Source organism: Salinicola socius (assembly GCF_001937195.1).
Classification (GTDB): domain Bacteria; phylum Pseudomonadota; class Gammaproteobacteria; order Pseudomonadales; family Halomonadaceae; genus Salinicola; species Salinicola socius.
The window spans coordinates 67,708-84,023 of the sequence record NZ_MSDO01000009.1; the positions used below are offsets into that span (position 1 = coordinate 67,708).

A 16,316-nucleotide genomic window follows, 5' to 3' on the forward strand; every position below is an offset into this window, starting at 1 on the left:
GGGTTCTGGGCCGGGCGCCAGACACTGAAGTTACCGGCAAGCTTCCTCGCCATCGGCCCACATCCAGTAGCCGGTGCCGAACAGCAGGCCGACGATCAGCCCCGGCCCTGTCGCGGCGCCCGCCAGCACGGCCAAATTCCAGCCGCCCGCGGCCATGCCGGCGGTCTCCACGCCGTAGTGGGCGCAGTCTTCACTCAATCCGCCGTACTCGTGGAGTGAGTACTTGATGCCTTGCTTCACGCCCACAGCCGCCAGCGCCGTGAGGTACGGATCGCCGATAGAAGATAGGAGCGGATTGGCCTCGCTGTAGCCATGATCCAGAGCGTAGGCAGTCGTAGCCGCGTCCAGTGCCGTACCCAGCCCCGGAGCGCGTGTCGTGGCACATCCGGTGAGCGTGATGGTTGCCAGCGCGGCTCCTATGAGCATTATCGAGCGGGTCAGTCTCGAGCGAGTGTGTATCGGTTTCATGTCGACGGTTCTCTGATATCGGCCGCTAAGCGGCGTGACGGTATCTGTAGTGCCGTCTCCATGGTCGATACGCGGAATCGCTTACGCCCACCGGATAGATCCTGACGGCTAGATATCCAGTGATGACTGGACCGGCCCTTGCTATCGGCGCGTGGGGAGGCGAACTTTAATTAAGATTTTTGACTTTAATCTATATATTTATAGGTATCTGATGGGGCTGATATTTTCCGTCCCACTTTTTTGCGGCGTAAGGTCAGGCGGAGGTGATCGCGGCTAGAGAAGGAAGGGTCGGCGGCGCTCGGGGTTACCGTTTTCCATCCGCCGGACGGTATCGGCGGATGGGAAATCGGCAGGTCAACCAGATTCAATCGATGTTCAGAAACGCCTTCAAGTCATCCAGATCATTATAGTCGTCGCTGCTACCCAGCAGTTCATCGATCCTGGCCGCGAGCCGCTTGTCCAGGACGCCATCCGGGCGGGTAATGTCGTGAAGTTCGGTCAGATAATTGGTGAACTTGTCGAATTCACCTTCGATCTTGCTATTGGCATTGGGCGTCAGCACGTACCAGGTACCCGATTTCTTGAAGTAAATCTGGTCATTGCCGGATCCGCGTCCCACTCTAATGGAAGCGACGTCGACCTTGTCGATATCCTCCTTGAAATCCCCGAAATTGCCCGGCGATCCCGAATCGCCGAAGATACTGACCGTTCCCGGATTTTCATCCCAGGCCGCGGGTGCGTCGGCATCGAGATACTGCCTGATGGCGTCGGTATCGTTGTATCTATCGGTCTTGGCGAAGACATCATTCATCTCATCGACCCGGTTCTGGTCCAGTGTTCCATCGGGGCTGGCAATGTCATGAAGGTCGGTCAGGTAACGGATGATCTTTTCCCGGGTACTCCGATCGGTGCTGTCGCCCTCGGAGGTGTTGATGATCTGCTTCACTCCCTCCTTGACGAAGATGACGCGTCCATCGTCTTTCAGCGTTATCGAACCGATGTCGACGCGGTCGATGTCTTCCTTGAAGTCGCCATAGGTCCCGGGGATGCCACCATCGCCGAAGACCGGTAGTCCACTGGGATCGGTGCCGAGACCGAGTTCTTCGCGCAGCTCGTCGAGATCGTTGTAGTCGTCGGAACCCCCCAGTAGCTCGTCAATCTCGTCTGCCAATTCCTGGTCGAGTTCGCCTTCCGGATGGACCATGATGTAGAGATTCTTCAGATAGTCGAAGATATCGTTGGCATCACTTTTCGATAGACTCCCGCGGTTCTCGGTGTCGAGTTGCCAGCGTACGCCATCCTTGATGAAGGTGATCTTGCTGCTATCGGTCGAGTCCAGTTCGATGGAGTCGATCTCGACCCGGTCGATGTCCTCCTCGAAATCCTCGAACGTGCCGGCCTTGTGTGCCCCATCCTTGCCCAACAGAAAAGGCTGTGAATCATCCAGCGCACGCTTGAGATCCTCGATATCGTTATAGCGATCGGATTCGTCATGAAGCCGGGTAATGCGGTCGATGATTTTCTGGTCGCGCTTTCCATCGGGATGGGTGATTTCGTGAAGATCGGTGAGATACTCGATGATCTCCTTGCGATCGTCCTCACCGGCTTTTTCACCAATCAGCGGATCGATGACCTGCTTGACGCCGTCCTTGACGAAGATGATGCGGCCATCGTCGGCCAGCGCTATCGAACCGATGTCGACGCGGTCGACGTCTTCCTTGAAATCACTGGCGGTGCCGGGCTTACCGTCGTCACCGAAGCGAGGCAGGCCAGAAGGATCCGGCGTGCCTTCGCCGATGCCGGCGTCGTGATCGTCGTCCCAGTCATCGAACCAGTCGTCGGAGATGTTGCCGTGCTCTTCGACGTAGTCGGTGAAGTCCTCGTACTGCTCCGGCCTGGCCTCCCACATCGGCGTGTCTTCGGGGTAGAGGTCGTCGTAGCGACTGGAGCCGTGGTAGTAGTTGTATTCGTAGCGGGCGTGGAGCACGTAGTTGAGCTTGTCTCCCCAGTCGTCCTCGGTGACGCCGAGCCCGCTCCAGGTGTTGAAATCGTCCCGCACTTCGCCTGCCTTCTGGTCCTGCTTCTGCTTGGCGATCACGCCGGTGACGATGGCGGCAATGGCGCCGAAGCCGACACCGGCGATCCCCAGCACGCCCGAGGCCACGCCCAGCGCAGATGCCGTCGCCGGCCCCGCGATCATGCTCGCCAATTGGGTGCCCGCCATGCCGGCGATCCCCACGCCACCGAGCAGCTGCATGGAGGCGGCGGCGTACTCGCTGGGCAAGGCATCGGGATTGTCGCGCAGTTGGTCGATCGACATGGCGCCAAGGGCAATATCCAGGACGCCACCGGCGCCGTCGGCGATACCACCGACCGTTCCCAGCACCGTGCCTACGATTCTAAGCTTGCTGGGAGAGTCCATTTCGCTCGGATCGAGCCCCATGTTGCTGATGCGCTCGTCGACCATACCCATCACGCTGGCGCGGCTATCGGCGTCCAGCGCGTCGAGATTGTCGGCCAGGTTCTGACCATTCTGGCTTCCGGCATTGGATATCCGGTCGTTGGGGTCGTCCAGCGCCTGCTCGAGACCGACGTCGGCATCATCGGGAAGCGGGACGAAGCGCGCGCTGTCACCGTCACCGCTGGCGATCTCGTCGAAGAAGCGCTCGACGTCGTCTGCCCAACCCGGTGAGAGATCGGGTTCGTCCAGCTGCGGGGGCGTACCGGAAATCGCCTGACGCTGGCTCTCGAGAGAATCCAGTTCGTGGACATCGAGCTCCGGCACCGAAACGCTGCTCGTCGAGTCCGGAAACAGCTCGGCATAGCCCTGACGAAGCTGGTCGTTTTCCTCGAGCCCGAGCTGAGTCGCCATGCCGGGCTTGTTGAAGAGGGTTTCCAGTGTCTTGGTGGCCGCCAGCGCCATGGCAGGGGAGGTCGCCACGGTAATCAGCAGCAATCGCGCCGCCGCCATGCGGTCCTCCTTGGTTTCTCCCAGATTCTTGTTGAGTGTATAGATCGCGGCGGTGGCCGTGAGGATGCCACCCATGCCGGGCAGCACGCCGTTCTTCATGCTGGCCTGGAGCAGTGCGGCGGCGCCGTTTCTCACCCCGGTGGGCAGGTCGGAGTTGTTCTGGCCGATGACCTGGGAGATCCGCGACGAGACGTCCTTGATATCGAACTTGCCGTTCTCCTTGAAAGAGTCGAGGACGGCGTTGGTGGCAATCTTGACTGCCGCCTTGTAGCTATCCAGCCCACGCTTGACGTCGTCGGGCAGGTTGCCCTCGCCATTCTTGAGATAGTTCTGGACGGCCCTGTCGGAGAAGGTGATGCCAAAGATGGAGGAAAACGTGCCTTGCAGGCCTTTCTGAACCTGATCGCTGGCGGCGGTTTCCAGTGCTTCGTCGGAATAGCTGCCCTCGTCGATGACGGTAGTGATCTCGTCGATCAGGCCTTTGTCGAGTATCTGGCTGCGCGCTTCGCTGGCCTTGTCGCTATCCAGGTAGTCCAGCGTCTTGATGTCGTTGGCGAATCGGGTCTTGGCGGCATCGTCGCCCAGGCCTTCGAGCATCTCCAGATACTCGGGGCTCATCATGGTCTCGTGAACGCGATGGGTCAGGCCGGACTTGTCCTTGATCTTGTCGACGGCACCCTGCATCAAGTCGTCGACGCCAGTCGCGACACTTTCGTTCTGGGAAACTTCGGCGAGTTTGCTGGCGATCTCCTCTTCGTTGAGCAAGCCGTAGGTGCTGGCCTGATCCATGATGACCGGATTGGGGAGATAGCCCGTCGTGTCGGCCGTTCCAAAGGCATTCTCTTGGGTCTGGTAGGGCAGGATGCCATAGCCATTGACCAGCGCAGATTTGGCTTGAAGCAGCTCGTAGTACTGCCGACGAGGGTCGTCGAGATCCAGATCACCCCACGCTTCCTTCATGGTGTCGTTGAACAGCTCTCCGACCGTCTTGTCATCCTCGGTCGTCCTGGCGTTCATGACGTCGGTCGCTTCCGAGTCCTCGACCTTGACCTCGATGTTGTTATCGGTCTGGCTGATCTCGGTGCCCGCCAGCTTGTTTTCCAGCACCGAGTACTTGAAGGGCGATAGATGCTCGGACACGGCGTAAGTCTTGCCCTCGTACTTGAAGGTGATCGTGGTGGCGTCTTCACGCTCGGGTTTCAGGTTGCTGACGGGGGGCAACCCGTCGGTCTCCTCCACGACTTGCCAACGCTTCTCCTTGGCGTTGGCTCTGAATGTCTCGACGCCCGAGTTTTCCTTATCGGATGTGTTGTCATCGGTGGACTTGCGAGACAGCGTCGTTTCGACGCTACGAGGCGTGACGAGGACTCCTGAAACGGCCATGGCGTGGCTCCTGATGATTGGTTTTGTCCAAAGTCGACTGTTCTTGATACTTTTTATCGGTCTTGGTGCTTAGATCGTTCTTGATACTTTTTTATCGTTCTTGGTATTTCGGTCGTTCTTGGTACTTCGGTCGTTCTTGGTGCTTCGATCATTCGAATCGTATCTGGGTAGAGAGCCGAGATTGCCGACATATTGATTTATCAATAAAGCCAAAGTCTGAAGCGTAAGATTTGGGTTCACTCCGCAGTGAAGACATTGCGTTAACTTGCCGGGCTGTTGAGTTTATTTATGATGGGTTTTGTTTCTGAGGCGTTTTTACAGGATATATCTTTCAACTAAAGTTGATCTTTATTGGAGCGTCAGCTTTTTGGCGTTCATTTCCGATGGGAGTGTCATTACCTATGTCGAGCAGCCTTGTCGTACGCCAGCCGTTATTCTCTAGCGTCGAACAATGATGAAGGGCAGCGTCATGGAGCACGATTTCTGGCAGGCTCGTTGGGAGAACGAACAGCTCGGTTTCCATCTCCCCTTCGTTCACCCCATCCTCAAACGCAACCTGACGAGCGTCGAACTGGCCGCCGAGGCGCGGCTATTCCTGCCGCTGTGCGGCAAGACGCTGGATATCGGCTGGCTGCTCGAGCAGGGTTATCAGGTCGTCGGCGCGGAGCTGAGCGAGATCGCCGTGGCGCAGCTGTTCGAGGAGCTGTGTGTCGAGCCGACGGTGACGCAGTGGCCCGGCGGGCAGCGCTGGCAGTATGCGGATCTGACCGTCTTTCAGGGCGATATCTTCGAGCTGACCGCCGACGAGCTTGGCCCGGTCGATCTCATTTATGATCGCGCCGCGCTGGTGGCGTTGCCGCCTGCCATGCGTCCTGCCTACGCCGAGCAGATCGTGGCGCTGGCGCGGGGCGCGCCGCAGCTGCTGATCACCTTCGAATACGATGCCGCCGAGAAGGACGGTCCGCCATTTCCGGTACTGCCGGAAGAGGTGGCGGCTCACTACGCCGGGCGTTACGAGCTCACCGAGCGATCGCGCAAGGATGTGCTTCAGTCTTCGCTCAACTTCCGCGAGGCCGGTGTGTCTCGGTTCGTCGAAGTCGCCTGGTCGCTGTCGCCAAAGCATGCGCCGTAGATCGTCGTCAGCCACTCCAGGAACACGCGAACCCGAGGCGAGAGCTGTCGTCGCTGCGGATAGACCGCGTAAAGCGGTAGCGTCGCTTTTTTCCACCCGGACAGGATTTCCACCAGTTCACCCCTGGCCAGATGCGATGCCAGTCTGAAATGGGGCAGCTGGATCAGCCCGAAGCCTTCCAGGGCGCTCGTCACGTAGCTTTCCGCATCGTTGACGGTCAGCCAGCCCCCGGTAGTGAAGGCGCGTGTCTTGCCGTCGACGATCAGGTCGAGCGTCCTGTCCGGCGCGCTGGACCCGGAGACGAAGTGAATCCCGTGATGGTGGCGGAGCCTGTCGGGTGTGCTGGGCGTTCCCATGCGTTCCAGATAGGCCGGGCTCGCGCAGATGACCTGCTCCAGCGTTGCCAGTCGCCGGGCAACCAGGCTGGAATCCTCGGGTTCACCACTGCGTACTGCGCAATCGATACCTTCGCCAACGAGGTCGACGCGCCGGTCTCCCGTGGTGATGACCAGCTCCAGCGCCGGGTAGCGTGCATGGAAGGCTTCGAGCCGTGGCAGCACGATTCGGCTGGCGTGAGTGCCATGCAGTTCGACGCGCAGCACACCTCGTGGATTGTCCGCGACCGGCTGAAGAATGGCCTCGGCATCCTCGAGTTCCGCCAGCAGATGAACGCAGCGTTCGTGAAAGGCCTCGCCGTCCGGTGTCGGACGCACCTGACGCGTGGTGCGCTCCAGCAATCGCACGCCGAGCCGAGCTTCGAGCTGCTGGATCGTCAGCGTGGCGGTCGCGCGGGGAATATCCAGCGCGTTGGCCGCTCGGGTGAAACTGCCGCTTTCCACGATGCGCACGAAGAGCGTCATCGCCTCGAATCTGTCCATCGAGATTGTTGGTCCGTAGTGAATAGTGTTGGCAGATTATCTGATTTATTCAGTCTGAAGAAATGCCAATACTAGGTGCCGGATCGCCAGGTCGAATGGTTGGCCTGGCATGACGCTGAACGGTTCCGATAACCGGAATTCGATAGGGAGTCGATTGATGACGAATACCTCACAGAAAGTTGCCCTGGTCACCGGCGCCTCACGGGGCATCGGCCGGGCCATCGCGCTGCAGCTGGCCACCGACGGTTTTGCCGTGGTGGTCAATTACGCCGGCAACAAGACGCTCGCCGAGCAGGTCGTTGCCGATATCGAAATCGAGGGTGGCCGCGCTTTGGCGGTCCAGGCTGATATCGCCGAGACGAGCGCCGTCACGCAGTTGTTCGAGCAGACGCTGGCGGCATTCGGTCGGATCGACGTGGTGGTCAACAACGCCGGCATGATGCAGATGGCGAAGCTCACCAGCGACAACGTCGAGATTCTCGACCGGACGCTTGCAACCAACCTGCGGGGCAGTTGGCTGGTGATGGCGAAAGCCGCCGAGATATTGAGCGACGGCGGTCGGATCATTGCGTTTTCCTCTTCGGTGCTGGGCAAGTCGTTCCCGGGCTACGGTGCCTATATCGCCAGCAAGGCCGGCGTCGAAGGCCTGGTCAGGGTGTTGGCCAATGAGCTGAGAGGTCGCAATATCTCGGTCAATGCCGTGGCACCGGGACCGGTGGGGACCGAGCTGTTCTTCGAGGGCAAGAGCGAGGAGCAGGTTCAGACGATCGCCAGCATGTCGCCGTTCGAACGTTTGGGTCAGCCGGACGAGATCGCCGGTGTGGTGTCGTTTCTGGCCGGGCCGCAGGGCCGCTGGATCAATGGCCAGATCCTGCGCGCCAACGGCGGCATGGTGTGACGCCTCGAGACAGCAACCGGCGGCGTTTTATTGCCCTGGCTCAATGCTGAGCGGCCGGCATCGGCGTTCGATCGAGCAGGCGGATCAGCAAGGCGCCCAGTGCCGATACCGTGGCCAGCGCGATAACGCCTGGCCAGCCCCATACACCGAGCAGCAGACTGCCCAGCGCGGATCCTACCGCCATGCCGATGAATACCAGCGTGAACATCACGGCATTGAGACGACTGCGGGCGGCGGGGTCGAGCCCGTAGATCAGCGTCTGGTGGGAGACGAGGGTGGCCTGTATGCCGAAATCGAAGCCCAGCGCACCCATCACGATCAGCCCCAGAGCCAGCGGCGCGGGGAGCCAGGGTTCGGCCGCCATCGCCACGAACGAAAGCAGCACGATCGCACTACCGATTCGCGTGATCTGATGCGGGCCGCTGCGATCCGCCATGCGGCCGGCAAGGGGAGCGGCGAGCGCACCGGCGGCGCCGGCCAGCCCGAACGCCCCGGAGACCGCGCTACCCAGTTGATAGGCGTCGAGTAGATGGATCGAGAGTGTCGACCAGAAGGCACTGAAGGCGACCGAGAGCAGCGCCTGCGCGGTGGCAGCGCGACGTAGCTCCGGCTGATCGCGCCACAGATGGTAGAGCGTCGCCAGCAGCGCGCGATAGCTGAGACTCGAGGTCGACTCGAAACGCGGCAGGCCACGCCACAGCGCCACGCTGATCAGCACGATCAACCCCGTGGCGATGAAGAACATCGCGCGCCAGCCGAACGCTTCGGCCACCACGCCGCTGACGACACGCGACAGCAGAATGCCCAGCAGCAGGCCGGTCATCACCGTTCCGACGACCTTGCCGCGCTCGCGGTCGGCAGCCAGCATGGCGGCGGCGGGCACGATGTCCTGAGCGATGGTGGCGGTCAGGCCCACGGCCAGGCTCGCCACCAGCAGCGTCGCGATCGACGGTGCCAGCGCGGTGGCCAGCAGCGCAATTGCCAGTAAAACCGCCTTGATCACGATCAACAGGCGCCTATCCATTCGGTCGCCCAGCGGGATCAACAGCAGAATGCCCAGCGCGTAGCCCAGTTGGGTCAGCGTGGGGATCAGGCCGGCCGTGCGCGCGTCGATATCGATATCCGCGGCCAGAATGCCGAGCAGCGGCTGCACGTAGTAGAGCGATGCCACGCTGAGCCCGGCGCTGGTCGCCAGCAGGATGATCAGTCGTCGAGGAAGCGCGGATGACGCTGTCGGATCCTGGAAAGTAAGAGGCATGACGATGTTCCTGAGGCCGGACGGGAGGTGCAGCGCATTCTGATGGTGTATGAACATTGCGTGTAGTAGCGTGATTCGAACAACGGTTATACGCGGAGCGAATGAATCGCATGGATGAGTCCCGGTTTGGTTCCCCCGATCGCCTCGAATTGCTGCAGACCTTCATGCGTATCGTCGAGACCGGCAGCCTGTCGGCCGCGGCTCAGCGCGTGGGGGTGAGCCAGCCCACCGTCAGCCGTCGCCTCAAGGCACTGGAAAGCCTGCTGGGACTGCGTCTGGTGCAACGCTCGACCCATCGCCTCAGCCTGACCGATGACGGCGAGCGCTGCTTTCGCCATGCGCAGGGGGTCTGCGAACGCTGGGCCTCGATGGCTCAGGATCTGCAGGGGCTGACCGAAACGCCGCGTGGCAGGCTGCGCGTGCTGGTGCCGCATGCCTTCGGCCAGGATCAACTGCTGGAATTGCTGGAATTCTATCTTCGGGAATGCCCGGAAGTCAGCGTCGAGTGGCTACTGCACGACCGTTACCCGGATTTCATCGCCGAGGGCATCGACTGCGCGATCCGAGTCGGCAAGGTGGAAGACCCTGCGGTCGTCGCCGTGCCCGTGGCGGAGGTGCCGCGTATCGTGGTGGCGGCGCCGGCAGTGATCGCCGGCATCGAGATCGACGATATCGAGGCGGTGGCGACGCTGCCGTGGCTGGCGCTGCGCACCTTCTATCGCGACCGTGTTTCGCTGATTCACGCCGGCGATGGTCGCGAACACCACTTCGCTATCGCGCCTCGGGTGAGTAGCGACAATCTGGCGGCCATTCGTCAGCTTGCCGTCTCCGGCTTCGGCGTCGCCATCGTGTCCGCCTGGCGGGTCGCCGAGGATCTGGAGGCCGGGCGCCTGGTCCAGCTGGTGCCGAGCTGGTGTGCCTCGCCGCTACCGGTCTACCTGGTCTATCCCTATGCCGACGATTACCCGCCGCGGCTGCGACGATTCATCGATCTGGTCCGCGCGCAGGCCCCCGGCATGTCGGGCATGACGATGCGCAGGGAGACTCTGCCTTCAACCCGCTGAAACCTGACCGCGACGCTCCTGCAAGATCAATCGCAGCGCAACCGCCGCCGCGATCACGCCGGCGGCCACCATCATCGCCCCGCGCGACCCGGCATGATCGCCCACCCAGCCGACGATCGGCGCGCCGGGCGGGGTGCCCCGAATCGATAGTTGTAGACCCGCAGCGAGCGGAAAAGACGCGCGTCGCTCATCGCGCGCGGGGTTCTCGGTGACAGGGCGCGACTGACCTTGGTCGGGGGATGATCATCAACAGCGAAGACGCCTTGTCCTGAAAGTTGATGCCGGACCGAGATCCCTGCTCGGCCTGTCTGCCAATGGGTGTGGATTCGTCAGCATGACGGGCGGCCCCAGCGGGGTGGCGAGAACGGCCGGCCTAAAAGGGCGGGGCGCGATGAGCGCGCTGGCGTTTGCCCGCCTCGGTCCACCATGAGAGGTCATCGGCAAAGCGATCGAAAGCGCGTTCGAGGGAGGCGCCGGCATCGCCGAGCGGCGCACCTTGCTCGTCCAGCGTCCTGCCGATCTGACCGACCGCGACCGTGCTGGAGATGACGACCATGCCCATCTCGGCCAGCGTGCCGTGCCAGGCGAGATTGGCGTGGGCGCCGCCGAGGCGTCCGGCCGAATAGCTGACGATGCCGGCCGGCCGCCAGAACCATTCTTCCAGAAAGTGATCGGTCAGGTTCTTGAGCCCGGGCTGCATGCCCCAGTTGTATTCGCCGGTGACGAAGACGAAACCGTCCGCGTCGCGAATCTTGCCGGCCAGAGTTTCCATCGCCTCCGGCGCCTCGCCCTCGGGATACTCCTTGTACATGCGATCGAGCATCGGCAGATCGATCTGCATGGCATCGATCAGTTCGGCATCGGCGCCGCGGGCGTAGAGCGTGCGCACGGCATAGTCTGCCAGGCGGATGCCTGCGCGGTCGGATCGGTAGGAACCGTAGAGAACCAGAATGCGATCGGCCATGGGAAGCTCCTGAATCAAAGCAATGAGTCAAACCGGGAGGGTCTGTCGATAACCGCTGTCTCTCGACGCCCGCCACGAACCGCCGACGAAGTGAAGAGACTGGCATTGGCCACAGCATAGCCGCCGGCGCGGCCTTCGGCTCGCTCGAGCGCGGATTTCGCGATTCGCCTCGTCATCCGCTCGCTGAGGTGGTCGACCAGCGCCCTGGTCTCGTCCGCAGGGTCCAAAACGCTGGCTCGCTGGCGCGCCGATGTTTCGATGCGCTCAGCGACTCGCCCGATAGTGTGCGCGCGCGTCGACAATGGTCCTGTGGTTCTCGTCGGCCCACGCCACCAGGTGCTGCATCGGCTGCAGAAAGGAGCGACCCAGATCGGTCAGGGTATATTCCACCCGGGGGGGAACTTCGGCATACACCGTGCGCGTCACGAAGCCGTCCTGCTCGAGCTGTTTCAGGGTTCGAGAAAGCATTTGCTTGGAGATATCACCAATCTCGCGCAGCAGGGTATTGAAGCGAAATGTGCCGGATTCCAGCGTGCTGAGGACAAGCAGGCTCCATTGATCACCGATACGATCCAGAACGTCGCGAATCGGACAGGGCTGTTCGAAGTCGTGAGCGTCACGCAGTGAAGACATCTGAAGTTTCTCGGGTCGCGATGTTTAGCCAAAGGTCATCTGGCAGTGACCGGGTCAGGTCCAACTGCCTTCTTGCGGTTGGGAGAAAAGTCTCATAATTTCACTCAATGGTCTAATGAAAAGACCAAGGCAAAAAATGAGACTCAGGAGGTCGATCATGGCAACTGTTGCGTTGATTGGTGCGTCCGGCAACGCCGGTTCTCGTATTCTGAAAGAGTTGTCGGATCGCGGTCACCGCATCACTGCGATAGTGCGCGATGCCGGCAAAATCCCGGCGCTCGACGGCGTGACCGCGAAATCCGCTGACCTGTTCGACCGCCAGGCGTTGTCACAACAGCTCCGCGGTCACGATGCGGTCATCAGCGCCGTGCATTTTGTCGCCAGCGATTTTGATGCCCTTGTGGGGGCCGTTCGCGATGCCGGCGTCAAGCGCTATCTGGTGGTTGGCGGGGCGGGCAGCCTTGAGGTCGCACCCGGTCAGCGTCTGATCGACCAGCATGATTTCCCCGCTGCCTACCGGGAGGAAGCGACTGGAGGTGCGGAATTTCTGGATCGACTCAAGCAGGTCGAAGACCTGGACTGGACCTTTCTGTCGCCTTCCGCAATGTTCCTACCCGGCGAGCGTACGGGGCAATTTCGCATCGGCAAGGACACGCTGCTATCCAACGATCAGGGCTCCAGCATCTCGTTCGAGGACTACGCCGTCGCGCTGGTCGATGAACTCGAAACGCCACGCCACCTTCGCGAGCGCTTCACCGTCGGCTATTGAGCGTAATTGGTTGGATCGTGGCAAGCCTGATTGCATTCGCCAACGCGCCGGCATACGCCGGCGCGTTGACGTTTCAGCGCGCCACTGCAAGGCTCGCACGTTCAAGGATAGCAACGGAGCCATGAACGATGGCGATCGAGGTAGATCGAATCCGCCGGCATGCGCTGATCGTCGGTGCCTCGCGTGGTATCGGGCTGGGACTCGTCAAACGCCTGCTGGGTCAGGGCTGGGAGGCCACTGCCACCCATCGGAAGGCTCGACGCTTTCCTGGTAGGGGCAGATCGATTGCAGCTCGCCGAGCAACCTTTAACACGCTATGTTTTCCTCACACGATGGCGATGCCGGATGGACGGCATCGTCGCAGCCACTTCCTGTCACGGAGTTGTGATGAGCGATTACACCCCACCCAAGGTCTGGGAACCGAAAGAGAGCGGCGGCAAGTTCGCCAGCATCAACCGTCCGGTCGCCGGCCCGACCCACGACAAGGCGCTGCCGATCGGCGAACATCCGTTCCAGCTCTACTCGCTGGCGACGCCCAACGGTGTCAAGGTCACCGTGATGCTCGAGGAGTTGCTGGCACTGGGCAAGGACGCCGAGTATGACGCCTGGCTGATCAAGATCGGCGATGGCGATCAGTTCGGCAGCGGCTTCGTCGAGGTCAACCCGAACTCCAAGATCCCGGCGCTGATGGATCGTAGTGGCGATAAGCCGATTCGCGTATTCGAGTCCGGCTCGATCCTGCTGCATCTGGCGGATAAGTTCGGCGCCTTCCTGCCGAGCGATCCGGCCCAGCGTGTCGAGACGATGAACTGGCTGTTCTGGCAGATGGGCAGCGCGCCGTATCTCGGTGGCGGTTTCGGCCACTTCTATGCCTATGCACCGGAGAAGATCGAATACGCCATCGATCGCTTCACCATGGAAGCCAAGCGTCAGCTCGACGTCCTCGACCGTCGCCTGGCCGAGTCGCGCTATCTGGCCGGTGACGAGTACACCATCGCCGATATCGCCACCTGGTCCTGGTACGGTCAACTGGCGCTGGGGCGGCTGTACGATGCTGCGGAGTTTCTGGACGTGGAGAGCTACGAGAACGTCCAGCGCTGGGCCAAGGAGATCGATGCCCGGCCTGCCGTGCAGCGTGGCCGCATGGTCAATCGCACCTTCGGTGAGGCGGAATCGCAGCTCCACGAGCGCCACGAGGCAAGCGACTTCGAAACGAAGACCCAGGACAAGATCGGCGGCTGATACGCGGGTCCGGTATCCCCAGCCCGGCTATCACGCCGGGCTTTTTGCGTTACGCTACGTGACATCGACACCGCGTCGACTTCGCGGGGTTATCCAGCAGCTCCTTCATAGGCATGTTCATGAAAACTCTGTTTCGAGGCTATCTCGAATCCTCGTTGATCCTCCGTGTCACCATCGCGCTGGTTCTCGGCGTGGCGGTGGGGCTGATCGGGGGAGAAACGGTCGCCGCGTGGCTGGCGCCATTCGGCGATCTGCTGCTGCGACTGCTGCAGTTTCTGATCGTACCGATCGTGCTGTTTACGCTGATCGTGGGCATCAATCAGGCCGATCTTGGCCGCATGGGCCGGATCGGCGGCAAGGTATTCGTCTATTACGTGGCGACGTCGGCCATGGCGATCGTGGTCGGGCTGGCGGTGGCGTCGCTGTTCTCACCGGGCAGTGGCATGAACCTGGGCGACGGCACCAGTGTCGAGGTGCCGGACAATCCGGGCCTCGTCAGCGTGCTGTTGAGTATCGTCCCGGATAACATCGTCGCGGCGCTCGCCGAGCCCAACCTGCTGGGAATCATCTTTACCGCCTTCGTGTTCGGCATTGCGCTGCTGAAGATGCGTCACGGCAAGGGGCAGCGCGCACTTGATAACGGGCTGGGCGAAAAGCTCTACGAGGTCATCGAAGCGCTCAACGCGGTGACCATGAAAGTGATGGCGGGCGTGCTCCAGTACGTGCCGATCGGGGTATTCGCGATCGTGACCGGCACCGTCGCCAGGCAGGGCATGGATACGATTCTCTCGCTCGGCAGTATGGTTATCGTTCTCTATGTCGCGCTGGCGGTGCATCTCTTCCTCTACTGCGTGCTGATGACGACATTCGGCGTGCGCTTGAAGGCCTTCTTCCGCGATGCACGCACGCCAATGGCCACGGCCTTCGCGACCCAGAGCAGTACCGGCACGCTACCGCTGACGTTGAACGCGGCGCAGCGGCTCGGCATTTCGCAGAGTCTGTACGGCTTCAGCCTGCCGCTGGGCGCGACCATCAACATGGATGGTGCGGCGATCCGGATCGCGATCTCGGCTGTTTTTGCCGCCAACGTTGCCGGTATCCCGCTGGACTTCATGACCATGGTCGAGATCGTGCTGATCGGCACACTGACCTCCATCGGCACCGCGGGCGTACCCGGCGCCGGTATCGTGATGATCGCGACGGTCTTCGCCCAGGTCGGGCTGCCGATCGAGACCGTGGCGCTGTTGACCTCGATCGATGCGCTGGTCGGCATGGGTTGCACCGCGCTCAATGTGACCGGCGATCTGACCGGTACCGCCATCATCGCCCGCAGCGAGGACAAGCGGGCGGATGCGCAACATACGGAAGCCACGACGGCTTGATCTCGATTCCAGGAAATCTCGAATGAGTCCTACCACACGCTCGGACTATCTGATCATCGGCGGCGGCAGCATGGGGCTGGCGGCGGCCGACTATCTGGCCTCCCGCCCCGACGCCAGCCGCCAACCTTCGGTGCAGGTGCTCGACGCTCACAGCCCGCCCCACGATCAGGGCGCACATCATGGCGAAACCCGCCTGATCCGGCTGGCTTACGGCGAGGGTAGCGGCTACGTCTCGCTGGCAATGCGTGCCCTGGACCGCTGGCAGGAGCTGGAGCGGGAGACTGGGGAGTCGTTGTTTCTACCCACCGGGGTGCTCAACCTGGGTCCGGCAGCGGCGCCGTTCATCCAGCAGGTCGAGGCAAGTGCGCGGCAGTACGATCTGCCGCTGGAGAGACTCGGCGGTGAGGCTGCCTCGGAGCGCTGGCCGGGGTGGGCGCTCGATGCTTCGATGCGCGGCGCTTTCGAATTCCGCGCAGGCGTGTTGCGGGTCGAGCGAATACTCGCCAGCTGGCGTCAGCGGGTAGACCGAAGCGCGAACGTGACCTTGACGACGGGGGCGCAGGTGACACGGCTCCAGCCATTGGCAAAAGGCGGATTCGAGGCGACGTGTGCCGATGGCCGTCGATTCAGCGCCGATCGACTGCTGGTCTCGGCAGGACAGCACCTGGCACCGCTGCTGGCTGCACTCGGGATCGAGCTGCCGCTGACTCGCGTTCGCAAGACGTTTGCCTGGTTCGAGGCCGGCGCGCGTTACGGTCCCGAGAGCTTTCCGGGATTTAGCCTCACCGACGAGGAGCTGGGCGTCTACTACGGCTTCCCGGATATCGATGGCGCCGGATTCAAGATCGGCCGCCATGATAGCGGCCAGATCCTGGCGCCGGGCGAGCGGATGGCGGCCTTCGGAGATTATCCCGACGATATCGTCGAGCTGCAGCGGGTGATCGATCGCTATCTCCCGGGGGTAGGGGCTCTGCGCCATGGCGCCGTCTGCCAATACATTCGCACCCCGGACGAACATTTTCTGATCGATGAACCCCTGCCCGGCCTGATCGTGGCGGGGGGATTCTCCGGGCACGGTTTCAAGTTCGCCAGTGCCTTGGGTGAATCCCTTGGGGAATGGCTGGTCAGCGGTCATGCCGCCCCCGGGTTGGCCGGGTTCCGTCTGGGGCGTTTTTCGAAGTGATTTCTTCTTCAGCGTAACGTTTCCCGATGTGAGAGGGCCTTTCGCCAACGTCGAGGTCGCGTAAACTGGGCGGCTTCACGAGCAAGCGGTA

General features: G+C 61.7%; 13 protein-coding genes. 7 read left to right on the forward strand and 6 right to left on the reverse strand.

Annotated elements, in window-relative coordinates:
- Positions 1 to 30: 30 nt before the first annotated feature.
- Both BTW07_RS07430 and BTW07_RS07435 read right to left on the reverse strand, forming a co-directional pair.
- The gene (locus tag BTW07_RS07430) at positions 31 to 426 is read right to left on the reverse strand and encodes a hypothetical protein (RefSeq protein ID WP_075569539.1); all 396 of its coding nucleotides are present in this window, start codon (positions 424 to 426) and stop codon (positions 31 to 33) included.
- A 406-nt stretch (positions 427 to 832) separates the two neighbouring features.
- Complete coding sequence (locus tag BTW07_RS07435) at positions 833 to 4,822, reverse strand: DUF4190 domain-containing protein (protein WP_075569540.1); 3,990 nt, start codon at positions 4,820 to 4,822, stop codon at positions 833 to 835.
- A gap of 469 nt (positions 4,823 to 5,291) precedes the next feature.
- Between BTW07_RS07435 and tmpT the strand changes: the two genes are divergently transcribed.
- A complete protein-coding gene (gene tmpT / locus BTW07_RS07440; RefSeq protein WP_075569731.1) occupies positions 5,292 to 5,954 on the forward strand; it encodes a thiopurine S-methyltransferase in 663 nt (220 codons plus the stop codon).
- On the opposite strand, the gene BTW07_RS07445 is transcribed toward tmpT, so the two are convergent.
- Entirely contained in the window at positions 5,870 to 6,832 is a 963-nt protein-coding gene (locus BTW07_RS07445; RefSeq protein ID WP_075569541.1) for a LysR family transcriptional regulator, read from the reverse strand. The two genes, tmpT and BTW07_RS07445, sit on opposite strands and share 85 nt — an antisense overlap.
- Positions 6,833 to 6,989: 157 nt before the next feature.
- Between BTW07_RS07445 and BTW07_RS07450 the strand changes: the two genes are divergently transcribed.
- Positions 6,990 to 7,730 (forward strand): SDR family oxidoreductase, encoded by a 741-nt coding sequence (locus BTW07_RS07450; RefSeq protein WP_075569542.1) that lies wholly within the window; start codon positions 6,990 to 6,992, stop codon positions 7,728 to 7,730.
- A gap of 40 nt (positions 7,731 to 7,770) precedes the next feature.
- Here the strand turns inward: BTW07_RS07450 and BTW07_RS07455 are convergent, their stop codons facing one another.
- Positions 7,771 to 8,988 (reverse strand): MFS transporter, encoded by a 1,218-nt coding sequence (locus tag BTW07_RS07455; RefSeq protein WP_075569543.1) that lies wholly within the window; start codon positions 8,986 to 8,988, stop codon positions 7,771 to 7,773.
- Between the two features lie 101 nt (positions 8,989 to 9,089).
- Here BTW07_RS07455 and BTW07_RS07460 point away from each other — a divergent pair, with 101 nt between their 5' ends.
- A complete protein-coding gene (locus BTW07_RS07460) occupies positions 9,090 to 10,052 on the forward strand; it encodes a LysR family transcriptional regulator (protein WP_244158325.1) in 963 nt (320 codons plus the stop codon).
- 373 nt (positions 10,053 to 10,425) lie between these two features.
- On the opposite strand, the gene BTW07_RS07465 is transcribed toward BTW07_RS07460, so the two are convergent.
- Positions 10,426 to 11,016, reverse strand: coding sequence for an NADPH-dependent FMN reductase (locus tag BTW07_RS07465; RefSeq protein ID WP_075569545.1), 591 nt, complete (start codon positions 11,014 to 11,016; stop codon positions 10,426 to 10,428).
- A gap of 264 nt (positions 11,017 to 11,280) precedes the next feature.
- The gene (locus BTW07_RS07475; protein WP_075569547.1) at positions 11,281 to 11,649 is read right to left on the reverse strand and encodes a winged helix-turn-helix transcriptional regulator; all 369 of its coding nucleotides are present in this window, start codon (positions 11,647 to 11,649) and stop codon (positions 11,281 to 11,283) included.
- Between the two features lie 157 nt (positions 11,650 to 11,806).
- Between BTW07_RS07475 and BTW07_RS07480 the strand changes: the two genes are divergently transcribed.
- From BTW07_RS07480 to solA, 4 genes are all read left to right on the forward strand, one after another.
- Positions 11,807 to 12,418, forward strand: coding sequence for an NAD(P)-dependent oxidoreductase (locus tag BTW07_RS07480; protein ID WP_075569548.1), 612 nt, complete (start codon positions 11,807 to 11,809; stop codon positions 12,416 to 12,418).
- A 387-nt stretch (positions 12,419 to 12,805) separates the two neighbouring features.
- Positions 12,806 to 13,660: a glutathione-dependent disulfide-bond oxidoreductase gene (gene yghU / locus BTW07_RS07485; RefSeq protein ID WP_075569549.1), complete on the forward strand. Its 855-nt coding sequence runs from the start codon at positions 12,806 to 12,808 to the stop codon at positions 13,658 to 13,660.
- A gap of 119 nt (positions 13,661 to 13,779) precedes the next feature.
- Entirely contained in the window at positions 13,780 to 15,042 is a 1,263-nt protein-coding gene (locus tag BTW07_RS07490; protein WP_075569732.1) for a dicarboxylate/amino acid:cation symporter, read from the forward strand.
- Between the two features lie 22 nt (positions 15,043 to 15,064).
- Positions 15,065 to 16,225 carry an N-methyl-L-tryptophan oxidase gene (gene solA, locus BTW07_RS07495; RefSeq protein ID WP_075569550.1) on the forward strand — a complete coding sequence of 387 codons (1,161 nt, stop codon included), beginning with the start codon at positions 15,065 to 15,067 and terminating at the stop codon, positions 16,223 to 16,225.
- Positions 16,226 to 16,316 lie beyond the last annotated feature (91 nt).